Source organism: Rhodococcus sp. USK10, from assembly GCF_019378875.1.
Lineage (GTDB): Bacteria > Actinomycetota > Actinomycetes > Mycobacteriales > Mycobacteriaceae > Rhodococcus_F > Rhodococcus_F pseudokoreensis.
Genome location: NZ_CP076048.1, coordinates 7,312,762 through 7,330,914, shown reverse-complemented (window position 1 = coordinate 7,330,914; position 18,153 = coordinate 7,312,762). Strand labels below are relative to the sequence as shown.

Annotated in this window: 14 protein-coding genes; 6 read left to right on the top strand and 8 right to left on the bottom strand. The window is 69.8% G+C overall.

The features are described from left to right. Positions 1-86: 86 nt before the first annotated feature. Positions 87-1,877 carry a long-chain fatty acid--CoA ligase gene (locus I1A62_RS40485; RefSeq protein ID WP_219457856.1) on the top strand — a complete coding sequence of 597 codons (1,791 nt, stop codon included), beginning with the start codon at positions 87-89 and terminating at the stop codon, positions 1,875-1,877. Positions 1,878-1,928: 51 nt separating this feature from the next. On the opposite strand, the gene I1A62_RS40480 is transcribed toward I1A62_RS40485, so the two are convergent. Then, on the bottom strand, positions 1,929-2,552 hold the full coding sequence (locus I1A62_RS40480; protein WP_219461692.1) for an alpha/beta hydrolase: 624 nt from the start codon (positions 2,550-2,552) through the stop codon (positions 1,929-1,931). 78 nt (positions 2,553-2,630) lie between these two features. Between I1A62_RS40480 and I1A62_RS40475 the strand changes: the two genes are divergently transcribed. Further along, on the top strand, positions 2,631-6,095 hold the full coding sequence (locus tag I1A62_RS40475) for a bifunctional RecB family nuclease/DEAD/DEAH box helicase (RefSeq protein WP_219457854.1): 3,465 nt from the start codon (positions 2,631-2,633) through the stop codon (positions 6,093-6,095). On the opposite strand, the gene I1A62_RS40470 is transcribed toward I1A62_RS40475, so the two are convergent. Together I1A62_RS40470 and I1A62_RS40465 are read right to left on the bottom strand one after the other, a co-directional pair. Continuing rightward, positions 6,080-7,258 (bottom strand): amino acid deaminase/aldolase, encoded by a 1,179-nt coding sequence (locus I1A62_RS40470; protein ID WP_219457852.1) that lies wholly within the window; start codon positions 7,256-7,258, stop codon positions 6,080-6,082. The genes I1A62_RS40475 and I1A62_RS40470 overlap by 16 nt on opposite strands. A gap of 81 nt (positions 7,259-7,339) precedes the next feature. After that, positions 7,340-7,984 (bottom strand): TetR/AcrR family transcriptional regulator, encoded by a 645-nt coding sequence (locus I1A62_RS40465; protein WP_219457851.1) that lies wholly within the window; start codon positions 7,982-7,984, stop codon positions 7,340-7,342. A gap of 101 nt (positions 7,985-8,085) precedes the next feature. Between I1A62_RS40465 and I1A62_RS40460 the strand changes: the two genes are divergently transcribed. Next, a complete protein-coding gene (locus tag I1A62_RS40460; protein WP_219457849.1) occupies positions 8,086-9,402 on the top strand; it encodes a D-arabinono-1,4-lactone oxidase in 1,317 nt (438 codons plus the stop codon). A 10-nt stretch (positions 9,403-9,412) separates the two neighbouring features. Then, positions 9,413-10,777, top strand: a complete 1,365-nt coding sequence (locus tag I1A62_RS40455; protein ID WP_219457848.1) for an amidase family protein — start codon at positions 9,413-9,415, stop codon at positions 10,775-10,777. Between the two features lie 12 nt (positions 10,778-10,789). Here the strand turns inward: I1A62_RS40455 and I1A62_RS40450 are convergent, their stop codons facing one another. The 3 genes from I1A62_RS40450 to I1A62_RS40440 form a co-directional block, all read right to left on the bottom strand. Continuing rightward, a complete protein-coding gene (locus tag I1A62_RS40450; protein WP_219457846.1) occupies positions 10,790-11,755 on the bottom strand; it encodes an adenosine deaminase in 966 nt (321 codons plus the stop codon). 26 nt (positions 11,756-11,781) lie between these two features. Beyond that, a complete protein-coding gene (locus I1A62_RS40445) occupies positions 11,782-12,978 on the bottom strand; it encodes a class I adenylate-forming enzyme family protein (protein WP_124392255.1) in 1,197 nt (398 codons plus the stop codon). A gap of 93 nt (positions 12,979-13,071) precedes the next feature. Beyond that, complete coding sequence (locus I1A62_RS40440) at positions 13,072-13,875, bottom strand: enoyl-CoA hydratase/isomerase family protein (RefSeq protein ID WP_124392254.1); 804 nt, start codon at positions 13,873-13,875, stop codon at positions 13,072-13,074. Between the two features lie 40 nt (positions 13,876-13,915). Here I1A62_RS40440 and I1A62_RS40435 point away from each other — a divergent pair, with 40 nt between their 5' ends. Further along, positions 13,916-15,280, top strand: a complete 1,365-nt coding sequence (locus tag I1A62_RS40435; RefSeq protein WP_219457845.1) for an FAD-binding oxidoreductase — start codon at positions 13,916-13,918, stop codon at positions 15,278-15,280. Here I1A62_RS40435 and I1A62_RS40430 read toward each other — a convergent pair. Together I1A62_RS40430 and I1A62_RS40425 are read right to left on the bottom strand one after the other, a co-directional pair. Continuing rightward, entirely contained in the window at positions 15,234-16,730 is a 1,497-nt protein-coding gene (locus I1A62_RS40430; protein ID WP_206011567.1) for an MFS transporter, read from the bottom strand. The genes I1A62_RS40435 and I1A62_RS40430 overlap by 47 nt on opposite strands. A gap of 2 nt (positions 16,731-16,732) precedes the next feature. Beyond that, positions 16,733-17,356 carry a PadR family transcriptional regulator gene (locus I1A62_RS40425; RefSeq protein WP_225858113.1) on the bottom strand — a complete coding sequence of 208 codons (624 nt, stop codon included), beginning with the start codon at positions 17,354-17,356 and terminating at the stop codon, positions 16,733-16,735. A 72-nt stretch (positions 17,357-17,428) separates the two neighbouring features. On the opposite strand from I1A62_RS40425, the gene I1A62_RS40420 reads away from it, so the two are divergent. Next, positions 17,429-18,151 (top strand): GNAT family N-acetyltransferase, encoded by a 723-nt coding sequence (locus I1A62_RS40420; RefSeq protein WP_219457844.1) that lies wholly within the window; start codon positions 17,429-17,431, stop codon positions 18,149-18,151. Positions 18,152-18,153: the final 2 nt, after the last annotated feature.

The window sequence follows — 18,153 nt, the reverse complement described above, 5'->3', positions numbered from 1 at the left end:
ACATAACGGACATCAGCCCTGGTGCGAAACTAGGACAAATGTGATCGAATGCACATCCGTCATGTCGTTTCAGTGGAGGGGTCATAGTGCGTGAATTCTCGGTACCGCAGTCGTTCTCAATTCCGGAGGACGCCTCCATGGCGGACACGGTCTTCCGTCATGCCGAGGAAGACCCGAAGTTCGTTCCGTTCAAGCGCCCGGGCAACGGTGGCTGGGTAGACGTCACCGCCGCCGAGTTCGCGGAGCAGGTCTCCGCCGTCGCGAAGGGCCTCATCGCGTCGGGCATCGAACTCGGTGACCGCGTCGCGATCCTCTCCGCCACCCGATACGAGTGGGTCGTCGTCGACTACGCGATCTGGACGGCAGGCGGGTGCACCGTCGCCATCTACGAAACGTCCGCACCCGATCAGGCCAAGTGGATCCTCGAGGATTCCGGCACGTCGCTGCTCGTCGTCGAGAACGCGAAGCAGGCCGACGCGCTGAAGGTCGTCACCGAGGCCGCCCCGGACCTGCGCGAGGTCCTGCAGATCGAGGGTGCGGGCGCGATCGAGGAACTGTCGAAGCGCGGCGAGAGCGTCACCGACGAGCAGCTGCACGAGCGTCGCCACCAGGTGCGCGCGTCGTCCCCCGCAACCCTCATCTACACGTCGGGCACCACGGGCCGCCCCAAGGGCGTGCAGTTGACGCACTCCAACTTCTACGCGGAGTCCGCCGCCGTGAAGCTGGCGCTCAGCGACGCGATGTACGCGGGCAGGCGCACCCTGATGTTCCTGCCCCTCGCGCACGTCTTCGCCCGCGCCATCTCGTTCGGGGCGTTCGACGCCAAGGTCACGGTCGCGCACACCGCCGACCTCACCACGCTGCTCGACCAGTTCGCCGCGTTCAAGCCGCACTTCATCCTGTCGGTGCCGCGCGTGTTCGAGAAGGTCTACAACTCCGCCAAGCAGAAGGCGTACGACGGCGGCAAGGGCAGCATCTTCGAGAAGGCGTCCGCCACGGCGATCGCGTACAGCGAGGCGCAGGACACCGGCGGCGCCGGGCTTGGCCTCAAGCTCAAGCACGCCCTGTTCGACAAGCTCGTCTACTCGAAGCTGCGCACCGCGCTCGGCGGCGAATGCGACCGCGCCGTCTCCGGTGGCGCCGCGCTCGGCGCCCGCCTCGGTCACTTCTTCCGCGGCATCGGCGTCCCGGTGTACGAGGGCTACGGTCTCACCGAGACCAGCGCCGCCATCTCCGTGAACACCACCCGCGCGCAGAAGGTCGGCACCGTCGGCAAGCCGATCGACGGCCACGCCGCGAAGATCGGCGAGGACGGCGAGCTGCTGCTGAAGGGTCCCGTCGTGTTCGGCGGGTACTGGCACAACGATCAGGCCACCGCGGATTCGATCCGGGACGGCTGGTTCCACACCGGCGACCTCGGCTCGATCGACGAAGAGGGCTACATCTCGATCACCGGCCGCAAGAAGGAAATCATCGTCACCGCGGGCGGCAAGAACGTCGCGCCCGCGGTCCTCGAGGACGCCCTCCGCGCTCACCCGCTGATCAGCCAGTGCCTCGTGGTCGGCGACGGCAAGCCGTTCATCGGCGCACTCATCACCCTCGACTCCGAGACCCTCCCCGGCTGGAAGGAACGCCACGGGCTGGCCGCCGACACCCCGGTGTCCGAACTGGTGAAGAACCCCGACCTGGTCGCCGAGATCGACGAGGCCGTGGCCGAGGGCAACAAGAAGGTGTCCAACCCGGAGCGGATCAAGAAGTACCGCATCCTCGAGGTCGACTTCACGCAGGAGACCGGTGAGCTCACGCCCACGCTGAAGCTCAAGCGCAACGTCATCCACAAGGAGCACGGCGCGGCCATCGAGGCCATCTACGCGTAAGCGGCTCCGCCGCCCGTGAGTGACTACGGAGTCCCTGCACTCCTCAACCACTCACGGGCGCGCAGCACCCAGCACGAAATCGCGGACCACCGCGGTGACGGCGGCGTGGACCTTCTCGTGCAGCAGGTCGTGTCCGGCGTCGTCGAACTCCCGTAGTTCGAGGCCCGCGATGCGCGCCGCCCAGTCCCGGACGGGATCGATCGGGGCCATGCGGTCGTCCACGCCGTGGACCGCGAGCAGCGGCATCTCCAGCGAACCCAGCGCGTCCGCCGTCTGCTGCACGGCAGCGGTCTTCGGGGTCCCGCACAGAATCGCGCCCCGGAATCCGGAGTCGCCGCGCATGAGGAGTTCCATCGAGACGGCAGCGCCGAGGGAATGCCCCATCAGCACGCGCGGGACGTCCGGTGCGTGCTGCTCCGCGAGGCGGGTGAGGAGCGCGGCATCCTCCGCCAGTTCCGCGACGGACCCCGGATGGTCGCCCTCGGACAGGCCGTGACCCGCCTGGTCGATTCCCCACACCCCGATTCCCGCCGGCGTCAGCCCGCGCGCGAACCGGTGGTAATGCCCCGTGTGCTGCCCCATCCCGTGCAGAAACACCAGCTGGACGGCGGGTCCTCCCACCGCGCTCCAGTGCCGGTAGTGGACTCGTCCGGAGTGGCCGTCGTAGAAGGGCATGGCTGCCATTCTGGACGTGTCGCCCCCCGATGGCACAATCGGCCGGGTGAACTCACCGGCAGAACTGGGGACGTAGCTGTGTTCCTCCTCGACGACACCATCGTCTACAGCGCCAGCGACCTCTCCGCGGCCGCCACCTGCGAGTTCGCGTTGCTGCGCCGGTTGGATGCCACGCTCGGGCGCGGCGGCGGCGCCGCCGCCACGTCCGTCGACGACGATCCGATGTTGCGACGCACGTCGAGCCTGGGCGACGCGCACGAGCATCGCCGGCTCGAACAGTTCCGCGCCGAATTCGGCGACGGGGTGGTCACGATGGACCGGCCCGAGTACACCACCGTGGGTCTGTTCGACGCGAACCTGGCCACCGTGGAGGCGATCCGCGGCGGCGCCGACGTCGTGTACCAGGGCACGTTCTTCGACGGCCGCTTCCTGGGCTTCTGCGACTTCCTCGTTCGCGACGGCGACACGTACGCCGTCTACGACACCAAGCTGTCGCGGCACGCGAAGGTGTCGGCTCTCCTCCAGCTCGCCGCCTACGCGGAAGCGCTCGCCGGCAACGGAATTCCGACGTCCCCGGACGTCCACCTGCTGCTCGGCGACGACAGCGACTCGGCGCACCCGCTCGGCGACATCGTCCCGGTCTCCTCCGCCCGACGCGCCTCGCTCGAACGGATCCTCGACGAGCACCGCGACGAGAAGTCGGTCGCGGAGTGGGGCGACCCCCGCTACACGGCGTGCGGTCGCTGCGACACGTGCACCCCGGAGGTCGAGCAGCACCGCGACCTGCTGCTGGTGGCCGGAATGCGCTCGACGCAGCGGAGCCGGCTTATCGCGGCCGGGATCGGCACTCTCGACGCCCTCGCCGCGCATGCCGGCAGTGTCGAGGGGCTGCCCGAGCGCACCCTCGAATCGCTGCGTGCGCAGGCCGCTCTGCAGTTGCGGCAGGAGTCCTCGGGCACCCCCGAGTTCCAGCTGTACGCCCCGCAGGCCCTGGGTGGGCTGCCGGAACCGGACGACGGCGACATCTTCTTCGACTTCGAGGGTGACCCGCTGTGGGCCGAGAACGGTTCCACCGACTGGGGTCTCGAATACCTCTTCGGCGTGGTCGAGGGTCCCGCCGAGGCCGCCGTGTTCCGGCCGTTCTGGGCACACGACCGCGTGGAGGAGCGGCAGGCGCTCGTCGATTTCCTCGACTACGTGACAACGCGTCGTCAGCAGTACCCGAACATGCACATCTACCACTACGCCGCGTACGAGAAGTCGGCGCTGCTGCGGCTGGCGGGGCGGCACGGCGTCGGTGAGGAAACCGTCGACACCCTGCTGCGCGACAACGTCCTGGTCGACCTGTACCCAGTGGTGCGCGGCTGCCTGCGGATCGGTGAACGGTCCTACAGCATCAAGAAACTCGAACCGCTGTACATGCCGGAGCAGCCGCGCGACGGCGACGTCACCAACGCCGCCGCGTCGGTGGTCGCGTACGCCGACTACTGCGATCACCGCGACAACGGCCGCGACGAGGAGGCCCGCGCGCTGTTGCAGGGCATCGCCGACTACAACCAGTACGACTGCGATTCCACGTTGCGGCTGCGCGACTGGCTGATCGGGCAGGCACGGACGCACGACGTGGCCCTCCGGCCGCCGGGCGACGGGCCCACCCCGGTGACCGAGGAATGCACGCCCGCGGAGGCGGCGTTGCGCGAATTCGCCGGGCACGGACCGAGCGAGCACCGGGAACACGACCAGCAGGCCGCCGCACTCATGGCGGCGGCGGTCGGCTATCACCGGCGCGAGCGGAAACCGTTCTGGTGGGCGCACTTCGATCGGCTGGTCGTGCCGCACGACGAACTGTCCGACATCCGGGACGTCCTGGTGGTGTCGTCCGCGGTCGTCGAGGAAAGCTGGCACAAGAGCAGTCCCCGGCAGCGCAAGCTGCGCCGGCGTCTCGAGCTCACCGGCCGGTTCGGGACCGGGAGCACGGTGGGGCCCAAGACCACGATGTACGCGCTGTACGACGTTCCCGCGCCGGAGGCGGTCGCCGGCGACAACCCGCAGCAGCGGGGAACGTGCACCGTCAACGTGCTCGAGGTCGGGAAGGACGGCCGCCGCCGCGACGTGGTGATCGTCGAAGAACTCCTGAACGGCGAGGAGTACGGGCAACTTCCGACGGCGATCACCCCCGGGCCACCGATCACGACCGACCGCATCGAGTCGGCGATCGCGGTGGCCGCGGACGGCATGTGCTCACCGCTGCCGGAGCTTCCGCTGTGCGCGTCCGTGGACATCCTGCGGCGGTCCGATCCGCGCACCCGGAGCGGGAATCCGCTTCCGCCCGTCGACGGCACGGACTACGCGGGCGCGATCACCGCGGCGCTGCTCGATCTCGAGGACTCGTACGTCGCGGTGCAGGGTCCGCCCGGCACCGGCAAGACGTACACCGGGGCCCGGGTGATCAAGACACTCGTCGAACAGCACCACTGGCGGATCGGCGTGGTCGCGCAGTCGCATTCGGTGATCGAGAACATGCTCGGCGGCGTCGTGAAGGCCGGACTCCCCGCCGAACTCGTCGCGAAGAAGGACGGGCGGCATCGCGCCGCGACGTGGACCGACATCAGTTCCAACGACTACCCCGGCTTCATCGACCAGGCGGAGGATACGGGCTGCGTGATCGGCGGGACCGCCTGGGACTTCGCCAACACCGACCGCGTTCCGCCCGGCAGCCTCGACCTGCTGGTCATCGACGAGGCCGGGCAGTTCGCTCTCGCCAACACGATCGCGGTGGGCGGTGCGGCCCGCAATCTCCTGCTGCTCGGCGATCCCCAGCAGCTCCCGCAGGTCAGCCAGGGTACCCATCCGGAACCGGTGGACGCGTCGGCTCTCGGGTGGCTCGCCGAGGGGCACGGGGCGCTGCCCGCGAGCCGGGGCTACTTCCTCGAACGCACGTGGCGGATGCACCCCCAGCTGTGTGCTCCCGTCTCGACGCTGTCGTACGACGGTAAGCTGCGTTCGCAGGAATCGGCCAGCGCCGCACGGCGGCTCGACGGCATGGCCCCCGGGGTGCACACCGTCTTCGTCGACCACCAGGGCAATGCCACCCAATCCCCCGAGGAATCGCGGGAAGTGGTCAACCGGATCACGAAGCTGCTCGGATCCGCCTGGACCGACCCCAGCGAATCCGAGGGCACCCGCCCACTCGACGAGTCCGACATCCTGGTGGTGGCGCCGTACAACGCGCAGGTCGGGTTGATCGAACGCGATCTGGCCACCGTCGGCCTCGGCAAGGTCGAGGTGGGCACTGTCGACAAGTTCCAGGGGCGGGAGGCGGCCGTCGCCATCGTGTCGATGACCGCGTCCGCGATCGAGGACGTGCCGCGCGGCATGTCGTTCCTGCTGTCGCGGAACCGGATGAACGTGGCGGTCTCCCGCGGCAAGTGGGCGGCGATCATCGTCCGGTCGGAATCGCTGACCCAGTACATGCCGAGCACCCCGGAAGGGCTCACCGAACTGGGGGCCTTCATGCGGCTCACCGGTCAGCCGAAGCACTGACCTTCGCCGCGGTAGGTGGGCACCGCGGTGCGGGATCCGTCCGACTCGACGAGGTGCACCTCGGTGAACCGCTCGCACAGTTCGCCGGCCTTCGCGTGCCGGAACCACACGCGGTCGCCGATGCCGAGATCGGCTGCCGCTCTTCCGGTCACGGGAGTCTGCACCTCGCCTACGCCCTCGTTGCGCAGTAGCTTCAGGCCCGTCGGCCACATCGGTGCGGGCACGCGGCTGCGCCCGGCGGGTCCGGAGGCGATGTAGCCGCCGCCGAACAGCGTCGCGATTCCGGGTGCCGGCCGCCGGACCGTCGAGAGGGCGAAGTACAGCGACGGGTGCGGGCGGAACGAGCGGTATCGATCGAAGAGTGTGGGCACGTACAGGCCGGACCCGGCCGTCACCTCCGTCACGACCGGGTCGGCGGAGCTCACCTCGAGCGAGCCGGTGCCCCCGCTGTTGACGATCTCGAGCGCCCCGACCTCCGACTGCACGGCATTCACCACGGCGCCGCGACGGGTCGCGAGTTCCCTGGTGGACGCCCGCTTCATCCAGACGATCGGCGGACTGGAGTCGGGCAGTCCCGCGATCTGCGCCTCGTAGAACATGACTCCGACGACGGCGAACCCGCGCGCGGCGGCACGTTTCGCGAACGCGGCGACGGCGGACGGTTCGCGGAGCGGGGAGCGGCGGACCCCGATGTGGACGGGCCCGAGCCGCAGCGACGCGTCCACGTCGATGCACAACCGGGCCCGGAGGGACGTCGTGCCGGCGGCGGCGGACACGAAGTCGAGGTGGTCGTCGCTGTCGACCATCAGCGTGATCCGGTTCAGCAGTTCGGGTTCGGCCGCCAGTGCGGCGAGGGCCCCGCGGTCGGCGGTCGGGTAGCCCATGAGGATGTCCTGCGCGCCGTGCCGGGCGAGCCAGATCGCCTCGTGGAGGGAGTACGCCATGATTCCGCGGAAGCCACCGGCCGCGGTGAGATTCTCACCGAGCGCGACCTGGAGTACCGCACGGCAGCGGACGGATTTGCTGGCGACGCGGACCGGGGTGCCGCCGGCGCGCCGCACCAGGTCGGCGGCGTTGGCGCGCAGCGTGGGCAGGTCGAGCGCGGCCAACGGCGGGTCGATCTCGGTGGTCGAGGCGATGAGACGGTCGAGCGTGGGCGTCACAGTTCGTCCAATCGTCGTGCAGCGATCTGCGACGCCAGTCAACCATCGAGTTGGACGATTGTCCAGATCGATCGGGTCCGATCAGGCCTGCTCGACCGCCTTCGCCGTGATCACCTGCACCATCTCGTCCAGCGCCGCGATCATCGCCTCGCTGTCCCGGTCGACGAGCCACCGCAGCACGAGCCCGTCCAGCATGGCCAGCCCGAACCGCGCGATCGCCTCGACCGGAGTTCCCCAGCTGACGCCGGCGATCCGGGCGCACTCGGCGAGGAACTCGATCGCCTCCTCGTCCATCGTCCGGTACTGCTGACCGGCGATGTCGCCTGCGCGCTCGCTCCCGGACGCCCGGTGCCGTAACGCCTGCGCGGTGATCTCGTACGTGAGCAACTGGCGGTCGGGGGTGGCCTCGATGATCGGCCACATCCCGCTGATCCCGATGTGGAGCAGTTCGCGCAGACCGTCGATCCCGCGCAGGTCCGGCGCGTGCCGCACCTGACCGAACGCCAGCCGCATCGATGCGCTGAGCTGCAGAACGAGACTCTCACCCATCGCGGCGAGGAGTTCCTCCTTGCTCTCGAAGCAGTAGTGCACCACACCGAGCGAGACACCAGCCTCCTCCGCCACGGCGCGCACCGTGACCGACGCGACGCCGCGCTGCTCCGCGATGGCCAGCGCCGACTCGACGAGTTGGGCACGACGTTCGTCCGCAGGAAGCCTGTTCAGCATCCTCTGATCGTAGAACCTGCGAGAGCCTCCCCCGCGACCAACACGGACGCCCGACCAACCCGGCATTTGCCTGGACGAGCGTCCAGGTTCATGATGGGCGAATGGCACAGGACACATGGCGCAACTGGGCGGGCACCGAGACGGCGAACCCGCTGCGCTACGCGACCCCACGCTCGGTCGAGGACCTCTGCGCGCTCGTCGTCGGTGCCGCGCGGCAGGGACAGCGGGTCAAGGCCGTGGGGTCGGGCCACTCCTTCACCGGGGTCGCCGTCACCGACGGGATCCTCGTCAGCCTCGACGCCCTCACCGGCATCGAATCCGTCACCCTCGACGAACCGGCGGGCGCCCTCGTCACCGTCCTCGCCGGCACGCGACTACGTGATCTGAGCGAGCAACTCTGGCACCGCGGCCTGGCCATGATCAACCTGGGCGACATCGACGTGCAGTCCGTGGCGGGTGCGCTGTCCACCGGAACACACGGCACCGGAGCGCGTTTCGGAGGTCTCGCCACCCAGGTCCGCGCCCTGCAGGTGGTGCTGGCGGACGGCTCGGTGGCCGACTGCTCCCCCACCGAGAACCCCGGACTGTTCGAGGCGGCACGCCTGGGCCTCGGCGCGGTCGGCATCATCTCGAAGGTCACCATCCAGTGCGTACCGAACTACGTGATGCACGCCGTCGAGAAGCCGGAGTCGCTCGATGCCACCCTCGACCGTCTCGACCACGACCGCGCCACGGTCGACCACTTCGAGTTCTACTGGTTCCCGCACACCCGCCGCGTCCTGACGAAGCGCAACACCCGGTTGCCCGGCGACACGCCGACGTCCCCCCTCCACCCGGTCCGCGCGTACGTCGACGACGAACTGCTCTCCAACATCCTGTTCGAGGGCATCAACAGGGTGGCGGGCCTTGCGCCGTCGACGATCCCGAAGATCAACCGGATCTCGTCCCGCATGCTGAGCGCGCGCGAGTTCACGGACCGCAGCTACCGAGTCTTCGCATCGGAGCGCCGGGTCAAGTTCCGCGAGATGGAGTACGCGGTACCCACCGAGGCACTTCCCGACACCCTCGCGGCGATCGACTCGTGGGTGGAGAAGTCCGATTTCACGGTCGCGTTCCCCGTCGAGGTCCGCTTCGCCGCGGGCGACGACGTGTGGCTGTCGACGGCGAACGGGCGGGACACGGCCTACATCGCGGTCCACCAGTATCACCGCCGCGATCACGAACCGTACTTCTCCGCCGTCGAGGCCATCGCCCGGGAGGTGGACGGGCGGCCGCACTGGGGCAAGATGCACGGCCGCACCGCCGAGGACCTGCGGCCCGCGTACCCGAACTTCGACGAGTTCCTCGCCGTGCGCGACAAGTACGATCCCGAGCGAATGTTCGGCAACGCGTACCTCCGGACGGTCCTCGGTCGCTAACGTGGGATAGGTGGCCCCCAGTCGATCTTTCGACCGTCGCAACTTCCTTCGCGTCGCGGGTGCCTCCGGGGCGGCGGTGTTCGGTGCCGCGATGCTCGGTGCATGCGGGGAACGCCTGCACGATCCGGAGGTTCCGCCGCTGCCCGACGGCCTGTCGGGTCCGAGTGGCGGAGCGGTGTCCGAGTTCGCACCCGTCGACAAGGCGACGTGGCGTGTGCAGGGCGATCCGCTGGTCGCGCCGACCGGCGACGGTCCCCTCGCCGGCATGCGACTGGCCGTGACCGACCTGTATGCCGTTGCGGGACAGCAGATCGGCGCGGGCAGCGGGCGAAGACTCGCCGAGGCGCCCGCCGAAACCGGTACCGCCGCGGTGGTGGCGCGCCTGCTCGGGCAGGGCGCCCGCGTCGTCGGCCTGGCGCAGACCGACGAACTCGGTTACGGACATTCCGGCGTCAACCAGCAGTTCGGGACGCCGCCCAACCCCCGCGCCGAGGACTGCCTGCCCGGCGGCGCGACGTCGGGCGCGGCCAGTGCGGTCGCGCAGGGCGCCGCCGACATCGGGCTGGGCGTCGACACCACCGGTTCCGTCCGCATCCCGGCGTCGTATCAGGGCCTGTACGGCTTCGCGCCGTCCCGGGGCGCCGTCTCCACCGACGGACTGTTCCCGCTGTCCCCCACGTTCGACACCCCGGCGTGGGTGTGCAGCGACGTCGACACGCTCGTCGCGGTGTCCGGTGCCCTGCTCCCCCTCACCGCGGAGACCCCGTTCCGCGGCGCCCTCACCTCGGACGGCATCAACGCCGTCGCCGAGGCCGGGGCGCTCGACGCGGTGCGGCGCGCCCTCACCGCGTGGGAGAAGAGTTCCCTTCCGCGGCTGACGTGGACCGACACGGACATCGGCCGGCTGCCCGACTGGTACGACGCCGTCGTCGACGTGCAGGGCTACGAGGCGTGGCGGCTGCACGGCGAGTGGGTGAGCCAGGCGATGTCGTCGCTCGGCGACGAACCCGGCCGCAATTTCGCCGACGCCAGCCGCATCTGGGAGACGACGTACGGGCGGAAACTGACCATGCTCGCCGAGGCGTCGCAGACGATCACCGCGTATGTGGGTGACCGCCTGCTCCTGCTGCCCGCGACCTCGTCCGTCGCCCCCGAGCGGACGGGCGACCCCAGCGGCGGGCGGTTCCGGAACACGATGCGCGCCACCGGCATGCTCACGTGCCTCGCGAGCATCTCGGGGCTGCCCAACGCGACCGTACCGTTGCGCACCGACGACGGGGTTCCCGTGGGCCTGTGCCTGGTCGGACCGTACGGCCGCGACCGCGACGTGCTGGCCGTCGTCGCGAGTCTCGGCGACACGGGGCTGACCGACTGACGACCGGAGTGATCAGCCGCGGAGCAGTTGAGCCTTGCGCGCGTCGCTCGCGAACGACGCCTTGATCGAGTTGCGGGCCAAGGTTTCCCGCTCGGCGTCGGTGAGGCCGAGTTGGTCCCGCAGTTGCGCGAAGTTGTCGTCGACGTATCCGCCGAAGTAGGCGGGGTCGTCGGAATTGACGGTGACGAGCAGACCGGCCTCGAGCATGGTCCGCAGTGGGTGCTCGGACAGCGAGTCGACGACGCACAGCCGCACGTTCGACAACGGGCACACGGTCAGCGGCACCTCCTCGTCCACCAGACGCGCCACGAGTGCCGGGTCCTCGAGCGCCCGCACCCCGTGGTCGATGCGCTCGGCGCCGAGCAGATCGAGTGCCTGCCAGATGTACTCCGGCGGCCCCTCTTCGCCCGCGTGGGCGACCACGTGCAGCCCCTCCGACCGGGCGCGGGCGAACACGTCCTCGAACAGCGACGGCGGGTTGCCCACCTCGGCCGAGTCCAGTCCGAGCCCGACGATCGGCGTCTGCAACCGGATGATCTCGGAGAACACCTCCTCCGCCTCGTGCACGGGACGGTCGCGCAGGATCGCGGCGATGGCGGCACTGCTGAGACCGAACTCCCGCTCGCTGGTGCTCACCGCGTCCATGATCCCGTCGAGCACGTCGTGCAGCGGGACACCACGATTGACGTGGGCCTGCGGGTTGAAGAAGAACTCCACGTGCGCGACGCCACCCGCGGACGCCCGCGCGAAGTAGGCGCGGGTGAGGTCCGCGAAGTCCTGGGCCGTCCGCAGCACCTGCATGTTGGCGAAGTACAGGTCGAGGAACGACTGCAGGTCGGTGAACTGGTACCGCGAGCGGAGATCGTCGAGGTCCGCGTACGGCAGCTGCACGGAATTCCGTTCGGCCAGCGTGAAGATCAGCTCGGGTTCGAGGGAACCCTCGATGTGCATGTGCAGCTCGGCGACGGGAGAGCTCACGGGTGGATACCTGCCTTTCGCACCACCTAGGCAGCGGTGTCGCGGTCGACGATACGGACGAAGCCGTCGCCGTCGATATTCGCGGTGTCGCCGGTGTGAAACCAGCCACCGGTGAACGTCTTGGCGGTGACCTCGGGCCGGTTCCAGTAGCCGCGACTGACTCCCGGCCCGCGACAGAGCAATTCGCCGATGCCGCGGCCGGCGTCGGGCCCGAGGAGCGCCACCTCCATGCCGCCGAACGCGACGCCGACACTGCCGGCGTGTGTCAGAGCGCACTCGTCGGGCAACGCCAGCCCGGCGCCGCACGTCTCGGTCATGCCCCACCCGAGGAAGTGCCGGGCCTCGGGGAACGTTTGCCGGAGGAGTTGCGACTGGTCGAGGGACAGACCCGAGCCGCTGTAGTCGATCCAGCGCACTGCGCGCCGGCCGAAACTCGTCACCCGCGAACTCTCCACGGCCCGCAGGAGAACGGCGGGGGCCGCGGTGAGCACGTCGGCTCCGGTGCCGCGCCACGACGCCGCGTCGGTGCTCCCCGTCAGCAGGACCGTCCCGCCCACGACCAGCGTCGACAACAGTTCGACGAGGGATCCGACGGTGTGCAGTTCGGGTTCGACGAGGAGATTCCGCAGCCCCTCGGAGCTGAACCCGCGCGCGTGGAGCACGGATTCGATGGTCGAGAGCACGTTCTCGTTGCTCAGCTCCACACCTTTCGGGGACTCCGACGGGCCGGGAGTGTACGACAGCAGCACCAGCTCGTCCGGGCTGGCGCCGTCGTCGATGAACGAGATACCTTCCGGCAGTTCGCCGTCGAGGGTCAGCACCGACTGGCTGTCGGCGAGCACCTGACCGGTCCGCGCGTCGTCGAGCGCCGGGCTCACCCCGACGGGCACGCCACCGGCGAGCAGCACCCCGAGGAACGCCTCCACCCAGCGGACGCCCACGGGCTGGCGGACCGCGACACGGTCGCCGATCTCGACGCCCTTCGACTTCAGCCCGCCCGCCACCCGGGCCGCGGACGTCCACAGTTGCGAGAACGTGAGCGACCGGCCGCCGTCCTCCTCGACGGCGACCCGGCCCGCGTAGCGGTGCACGGAGATGTCGAGCAGTTCGGTGAGCGACGGGTTGAGGCCGCCGTACCGGAGCAAGCCGTCACGACCGCGGACCACGCGATCGTCGTGGAAGAACGGACCACTACTCGGGTACTCGACGAGGGACGACGACATCTGCACCTCCGCTGACGACACTGCTGCGCGACCGGGACGTTTGCCACGACTATATGACGCCCGTCACAGTAGCGGGGAGCGGATCACCGACGCCTACCGCCCGCGGTACGTCGCCTTGCCCGGTCCCACGTCGAGGAAGCTGCGGACCGCACCCCGGAGGTCCTCGGTCTCGAACAGCGCACCCGACACGTCGGGGGTGATCGAGTCGGCGTGCGCGACGCCACCCGACCGCCACGCGGAGATGATCTGCTTCGTGGCGTCGTGTGCGCGCGTCGGCCCGTCCGCCAGGCGTGCGGTGAGCGCGCGGGCCTCGGTGTCGACGTCCTCGTGGACGGCGTTGACCACACCCCAGGCGTGCAGCGTCGCGGCGTCGTACAGATCGCCGGTCATCACCAGTTCCCGGGCGCGGCCGGATCCCGCCCGCTCGGCCAGCCGCTGCGGACCGCCCATCGACGGGGTCAGCCCCACGACCGTCTCGACCAGTCCGAACTTCGCCTTCGGCGCGGCGAGGATGATGTCGCAGGCGAGTGCGATCTCGAAGGCGGCGGTCAGCGTGAGTCCGTGCGCCGCGTACACGACGGGGCACGTCAGCGCCTCCAGCGGATGGCAGATCTCGGCGAACAACTCCTGCCACAGATCCGCGCCCTGCTCGGCGGTGATCCCGTCGAACAGGTGGACGTCCACCCCCGCCGACACCACCTTGCCCTCGGCGCGCAGCAGCACCGCCCGCGGCGGATCGTCGGCGAGCGCCGCGACGTCGGCCTGCACCGCGTCGAACATCGCCTGGTCGAAGAGGTTCAGTGGGCCGTGGGCGAACGTCAGGATCGCGATCTCGGCGCCGGCGTCGGTGCGGACACGCTCGAGTCGGGTGGGATGCGCGGCGGCAGGCTCAGTCATGCGGCCAGACTGCCACACGGGTTCCGCCTACGATCGGGATGTGGACTCGCTGCGTGCGGCGCTGGCCGAGGTCGTCGGGGAACGGTTCGTGACCGTGGACGCGGACGTGCTCGCCGCCCGCGCGACCGACCACACGGGACGCTACCGCGGGCGGGCGAGCGCACTGGTCCGGCCCGCGGACGCCGCGGAAGTCTCGGCCGTGCTGGGCATCTGCCGCCGCACCGGTATGAAGGTCACCGTGCAGGGCGGCCGCACCGGGCTCGAGGCGGGCACGGTTCCCGAGCACGACGACGTGCTGCTGTCGACGGAACGGCTGACCGCGGCCGGCGCCGTCGACCGCGAGAATCTGCGCGTCACCGTCGGCGCCGGGGTCACCCTCGCCGCGGTGCGCCGCGCCGCGTCCGACGCCGGACTGCTGTTCGGCGTCGACCTCGCGTCCCGCGATTCCGCGACGATCGGCGGCATGGTGTCGACCAACGCCGGTGGGCTGCACACCGTGCGGTACGGGCACATGTCCGCGCAGGTGCTGGGCCTGGAAGTGGTGCTCCCCGACGGGGCGATCGTGCGGCGCAGCATGCGGGTGGGCGCCGAGAACTGCGGATACGACCTGCCCGCACTGTGGGTGGGCAGCGAGGGCACGCTCGGCGTGGTCACGGCCGTCGATCTGACGCTCCACCCGGTGCCGGACTTCCGTGTGACCGCCCTCGCCGGGTTCGCGCACCTGTCCGGGCTGATCGACGCGGCGCACGTCGTCCGGCGGCTCGAGGGCGTCGACGCCGTGGAGATGCTCGACGGCCGCGGGCTCGACCTGGCCTCGTCGCGGCTGGGTTTCGCGGTTCCCATGGGACTGCCGTGGTATCTCCTGGTGGAACTGGCCGGCCACCGCGACCTCACCCGCGTACTCGCCGACGCGCTGGAGCGGTGCGATCCCGACGACGAACCCGCCGTCGGGATCGATCCCGCGGGCCGCGCCCGGGTGTGGGCGGCGCGCGACGCGTTCGCGGACGTGGTCGGGCTGTTCGGCCCACCGCTGAAATTCGACGCCGCCCTCCCGCTGGAAGCGCTCGCCGCGTTCGTCGCCGACGCCGTCGCACTGGTGGCAAGTCGGGCACCCGACGCGGTCCCGATACTGTTCGGGCACGTCGCCGACGGCAACGTCCACCTCAACGTGCTGCGCTGCCCCGACGAGTCCGTGCTGTACCGGGCGGTGACGGAACTGATCCGCGACCACGGCGGCAACATCGCCTCCGAACACGGCGTCGGCGCCCACAAACGCAACTATCTGGACCTCACGCTCAGCCGCGCGGACATCGCCGCGATGTGGACGATCAAGCGGGCGTTCGACCCCGACGACTACCTCAACCCCGCAGTGATGTTTCCCGACTGGTTGCGTCGTCCGCACTGACCCCTGGCTTCTCGCGCGACGGTCGCGCGAAGCAGACGGAGGCGACGAAACCGATCAGCAGGATCGCGGCGGGCAGCCAGATCGACTGCGACATCGCCGTGGCGAACGGTTCCTTCACGAACTCGGGCATCTCGCCGACGCCGGCCTCCTGACTGTCGGCGTTCAGCCCCTGCGCGGACAGGCGGGCCGTGATGAGCGCACCGATCGCGGCGCTGCCGAGGACGGCGCCGACCTGACGGGTCGTGTTGTAGACGCCTGCCCCGGCGCCCGCCTGATGGGGCGGCAGGTTGTGGGTGGCGGTGGCCGCGAGCGGCGACCAGATGCACGCGTTGGCGAGACCGATCAGCCCGATCGGCAGCAGCAGTTCCCAGATCGCCACGTCGGGCGACATCACCATGGACAGCCAGCCGAGCGCGATCGAGAACAGCAGGAACCCGGTGCCCGCGATGTACCGCGGGTGGGTGCGGTCGACGAGTTTGCCGATGAACGGGGCGAACACCCCGGTGAGGACGGCCATGGGCACGAGCAGCAGGGCCGACCGGGTGGGCGATAGCCCGCGTACCGCCTGCGTGTAGAACATGAGCGGCAGGACCATCGCGGTGATCGCGAATCCCATCGAGGTGATCGCCACGTTGGCGAGCGAGAAGTTGCGGTCCGTGAACAGGCCCAGCGGCAGCAGCGGCTCGTTCTTGTTCCAGGACTGGTACCAGACGAAGACGCCGAGCAGGACGAGGCCGGCGGCGATCGACGCGAGCACCGTCGCCGACCAGTCGTAGGAACTGCCCTCCTGGATTCCGAACACGAGGAAGAACATGCCGAGCGCGCTGAGCACGACCCCGGGGATGTCGAACTTGTGCGAGTGGGTCTCCAGCGCGGGGACGAGCCGCCAGGCGAGTACGAACGCGATCACGCCGACGGGGACGTTGACGATGAAGATCCACTCCCAGCCGAGGTTGTCGACGAGCACACCGCCGGCGAGTGGTCCCACCAGGGTGGCGACACCCGCGACGGCGCCCCACAGACCCATCGCGGCGCCGCGGCGGTCCGGCGGGAACGTCCGGGTGATGACGGCCATCGTCTGCGGCGTCATCAGTGCGGCGCCGAGTCCCTGGAACACCCGCGCGACGATGAGCATGGTGATGGTGCCGGACAGTCCGCACCACAGCGACGCCCCGGTGAAGAGGACGAGCCCGATCAGATAGATGTTCTTGGGGCCGAAGCGGTCACCGAGGCGGCCGGTGACCAGCAGCGGCACCGCGTACGCCAGCAGGTACGCGCTGGTGACCCAGACGACCTTGTTGATGTCGGTGTGCAGGTCGTTCATGATCGCCGGGTTGGCCACCGCCACGATGGTGCTGTCGACGAGGATCATGAAGAAGCCGATGACGAGGGCCCACAACGCGGGCCAGGGATTTCGGTGCTCGGGTGGTGCGGTGCGCTCGGTGTCCATCATCAATCCTTTGCTGAACCGGACGGGATCCGGCGTGAGTGTGTCAGTCGTTCGACGAGTTCCGGCGAGAGCCACGGCAGGGCGCCGGAGTCGATGTCGGCCACCAGGGCGCTGAGCCATTCGTGCTCCGCGCGGGCGACGGTGACGAGGTATTCGTTGCCGAGGAGGAAGATCCTGGGGATCTCGGTGGAGCAGGCGAGCGCGCCGGCGGTGTCGAGTTCGTCGATCTCCCGAGTGAGGTGATCGAGCCGTTCCCGGAGCAGTTCCACCACCGTGGGTGCGTCGACGTTGTGCGCCTCGGCCAGTGCGAGCGGGAACTGCGGGTACTCGGGCACGGGGGTGGCGAGCATGTCGCTCACCCGGCGGACGAGCGCTTCCCGGCCTGCGTCGGTGACCTCGTACATGGTGCGTTCGGGCCGGTTTCCCGCCCGGTCGGTGCCGGTGGTGCGCACCAGTCCTTCACCTTCGAGCCTGCTCACGGTGTGGTACAGCGACCCCGGCCGGATCTTCACCACGCGTCCACGGCGGGCGTCGGCGAGTTGGTACATCTCGTACGGGTGCATCGTGCGCTCACACAGCAGGCCGAGGATGGTGACGCCGAGCGGCGTGAGTGCCACGGTCACCACCTTTCCACTATTCCAAGTCGAATACTCCACGTGGAATATACCGCCCGGGGTCGGCGCGAACAAGCGGCTACCGTGGGCTCCGTGGACTCCCATCACCTCGACATCATTCGACTCGCCTGGTCACGCGAACTGGGATTGCCCGACGACGCACTGGCCACCCACCCGGACGCCGACGACCGCACCGTCCGGGTGGACGACGACACCGACACGGTCCGATTCCTGCGCCTCGGCGAGACGTCCGCGCTCGTCGGCCCGCGATGGGCAATCGAACGCGCCGACGGGCACACCGCGGAGGAACTGACCGAATCCGCGACGCTGCTCGCCCTCACCCAGGACCGGTCCGGACGGTGCGCCGGCCCGGTGGTGCTCGCGTACGGCACCGACTACCAGGATCCGGTCACCGGACCGCCACCCCTCGTCTCCCACGAACGCGACCACGTCCGGCAAGTCGAGGCGGCCTGTCCCCCGGACGACGTCGCCGAGGCCCGGGTGGCAGAGCGCGAACGGTGGTTCACGATTCTCGACGACGCGCAGCAACCGGCCGGGTGCGCCGGTTACACCGAGTTCCAGGGATTCCTCGCCGACGTCGGGGCGCTTACCGCACCGGAGTTCCGGCGCCGGGGACTGGGCGCGACGGTCGCCGGGATCGCCACCGACGACGCACTCGACGCCGGCCTGATCGCCCAATGCCGTTCGCCGCGCGACAATCCGGCCTCGCGCGCGCTCGCCGCCCGCGCCGGGTACCGGGAACTGGGAACGTACACCGAGGTCACGATCTCGCGACGTACGCTCTGAGA

Coding starts and splice junctions, on each gene's coding strand:
- I1A62_RS40480 (WP_219461692.1), bottom strand. CDS start 2,552: ATGCCCTTCTACGACGGCCACTCCGGACGAGTCCACTACCGGCACTGG.
- I1A62_RS40465 (WP_219457851.1), bottom strand. CDS start 7,984: ATGCTGAACAGGCTTCCTGCGGACGAACGTCGTGCCCAACTCGTCGAG.
- I1A62_RS40460 (WP_219457849.1), top strand. CDS start 8,086: ATGGCACAGGACACATGGCGCAACTGGGCGGGCACCGAGACGGCGAAC.
- I1A62_RS40445 (WP_124392255.1), bottom strand. CDS start 12,978: ATGTCGTCGTCCCTCGTCGAGTACCCGAGTAGTGGTCCGTTCTTCCAC.
- I1A62_RS40440 (WP_124392254.1), bottom strand. CDS start 13,875: ATGACTGAGCCTGCCGCCGCGCATCCCACCCGACTCGAGCGTGTCCGC.
- I1A62_RS40430 (WP_206011567.1), bottom strand. CDS start 16,730: ATGGACACCGAGCGCACCGCACCACCCGAGCACCGAAATCCCTGGCCC.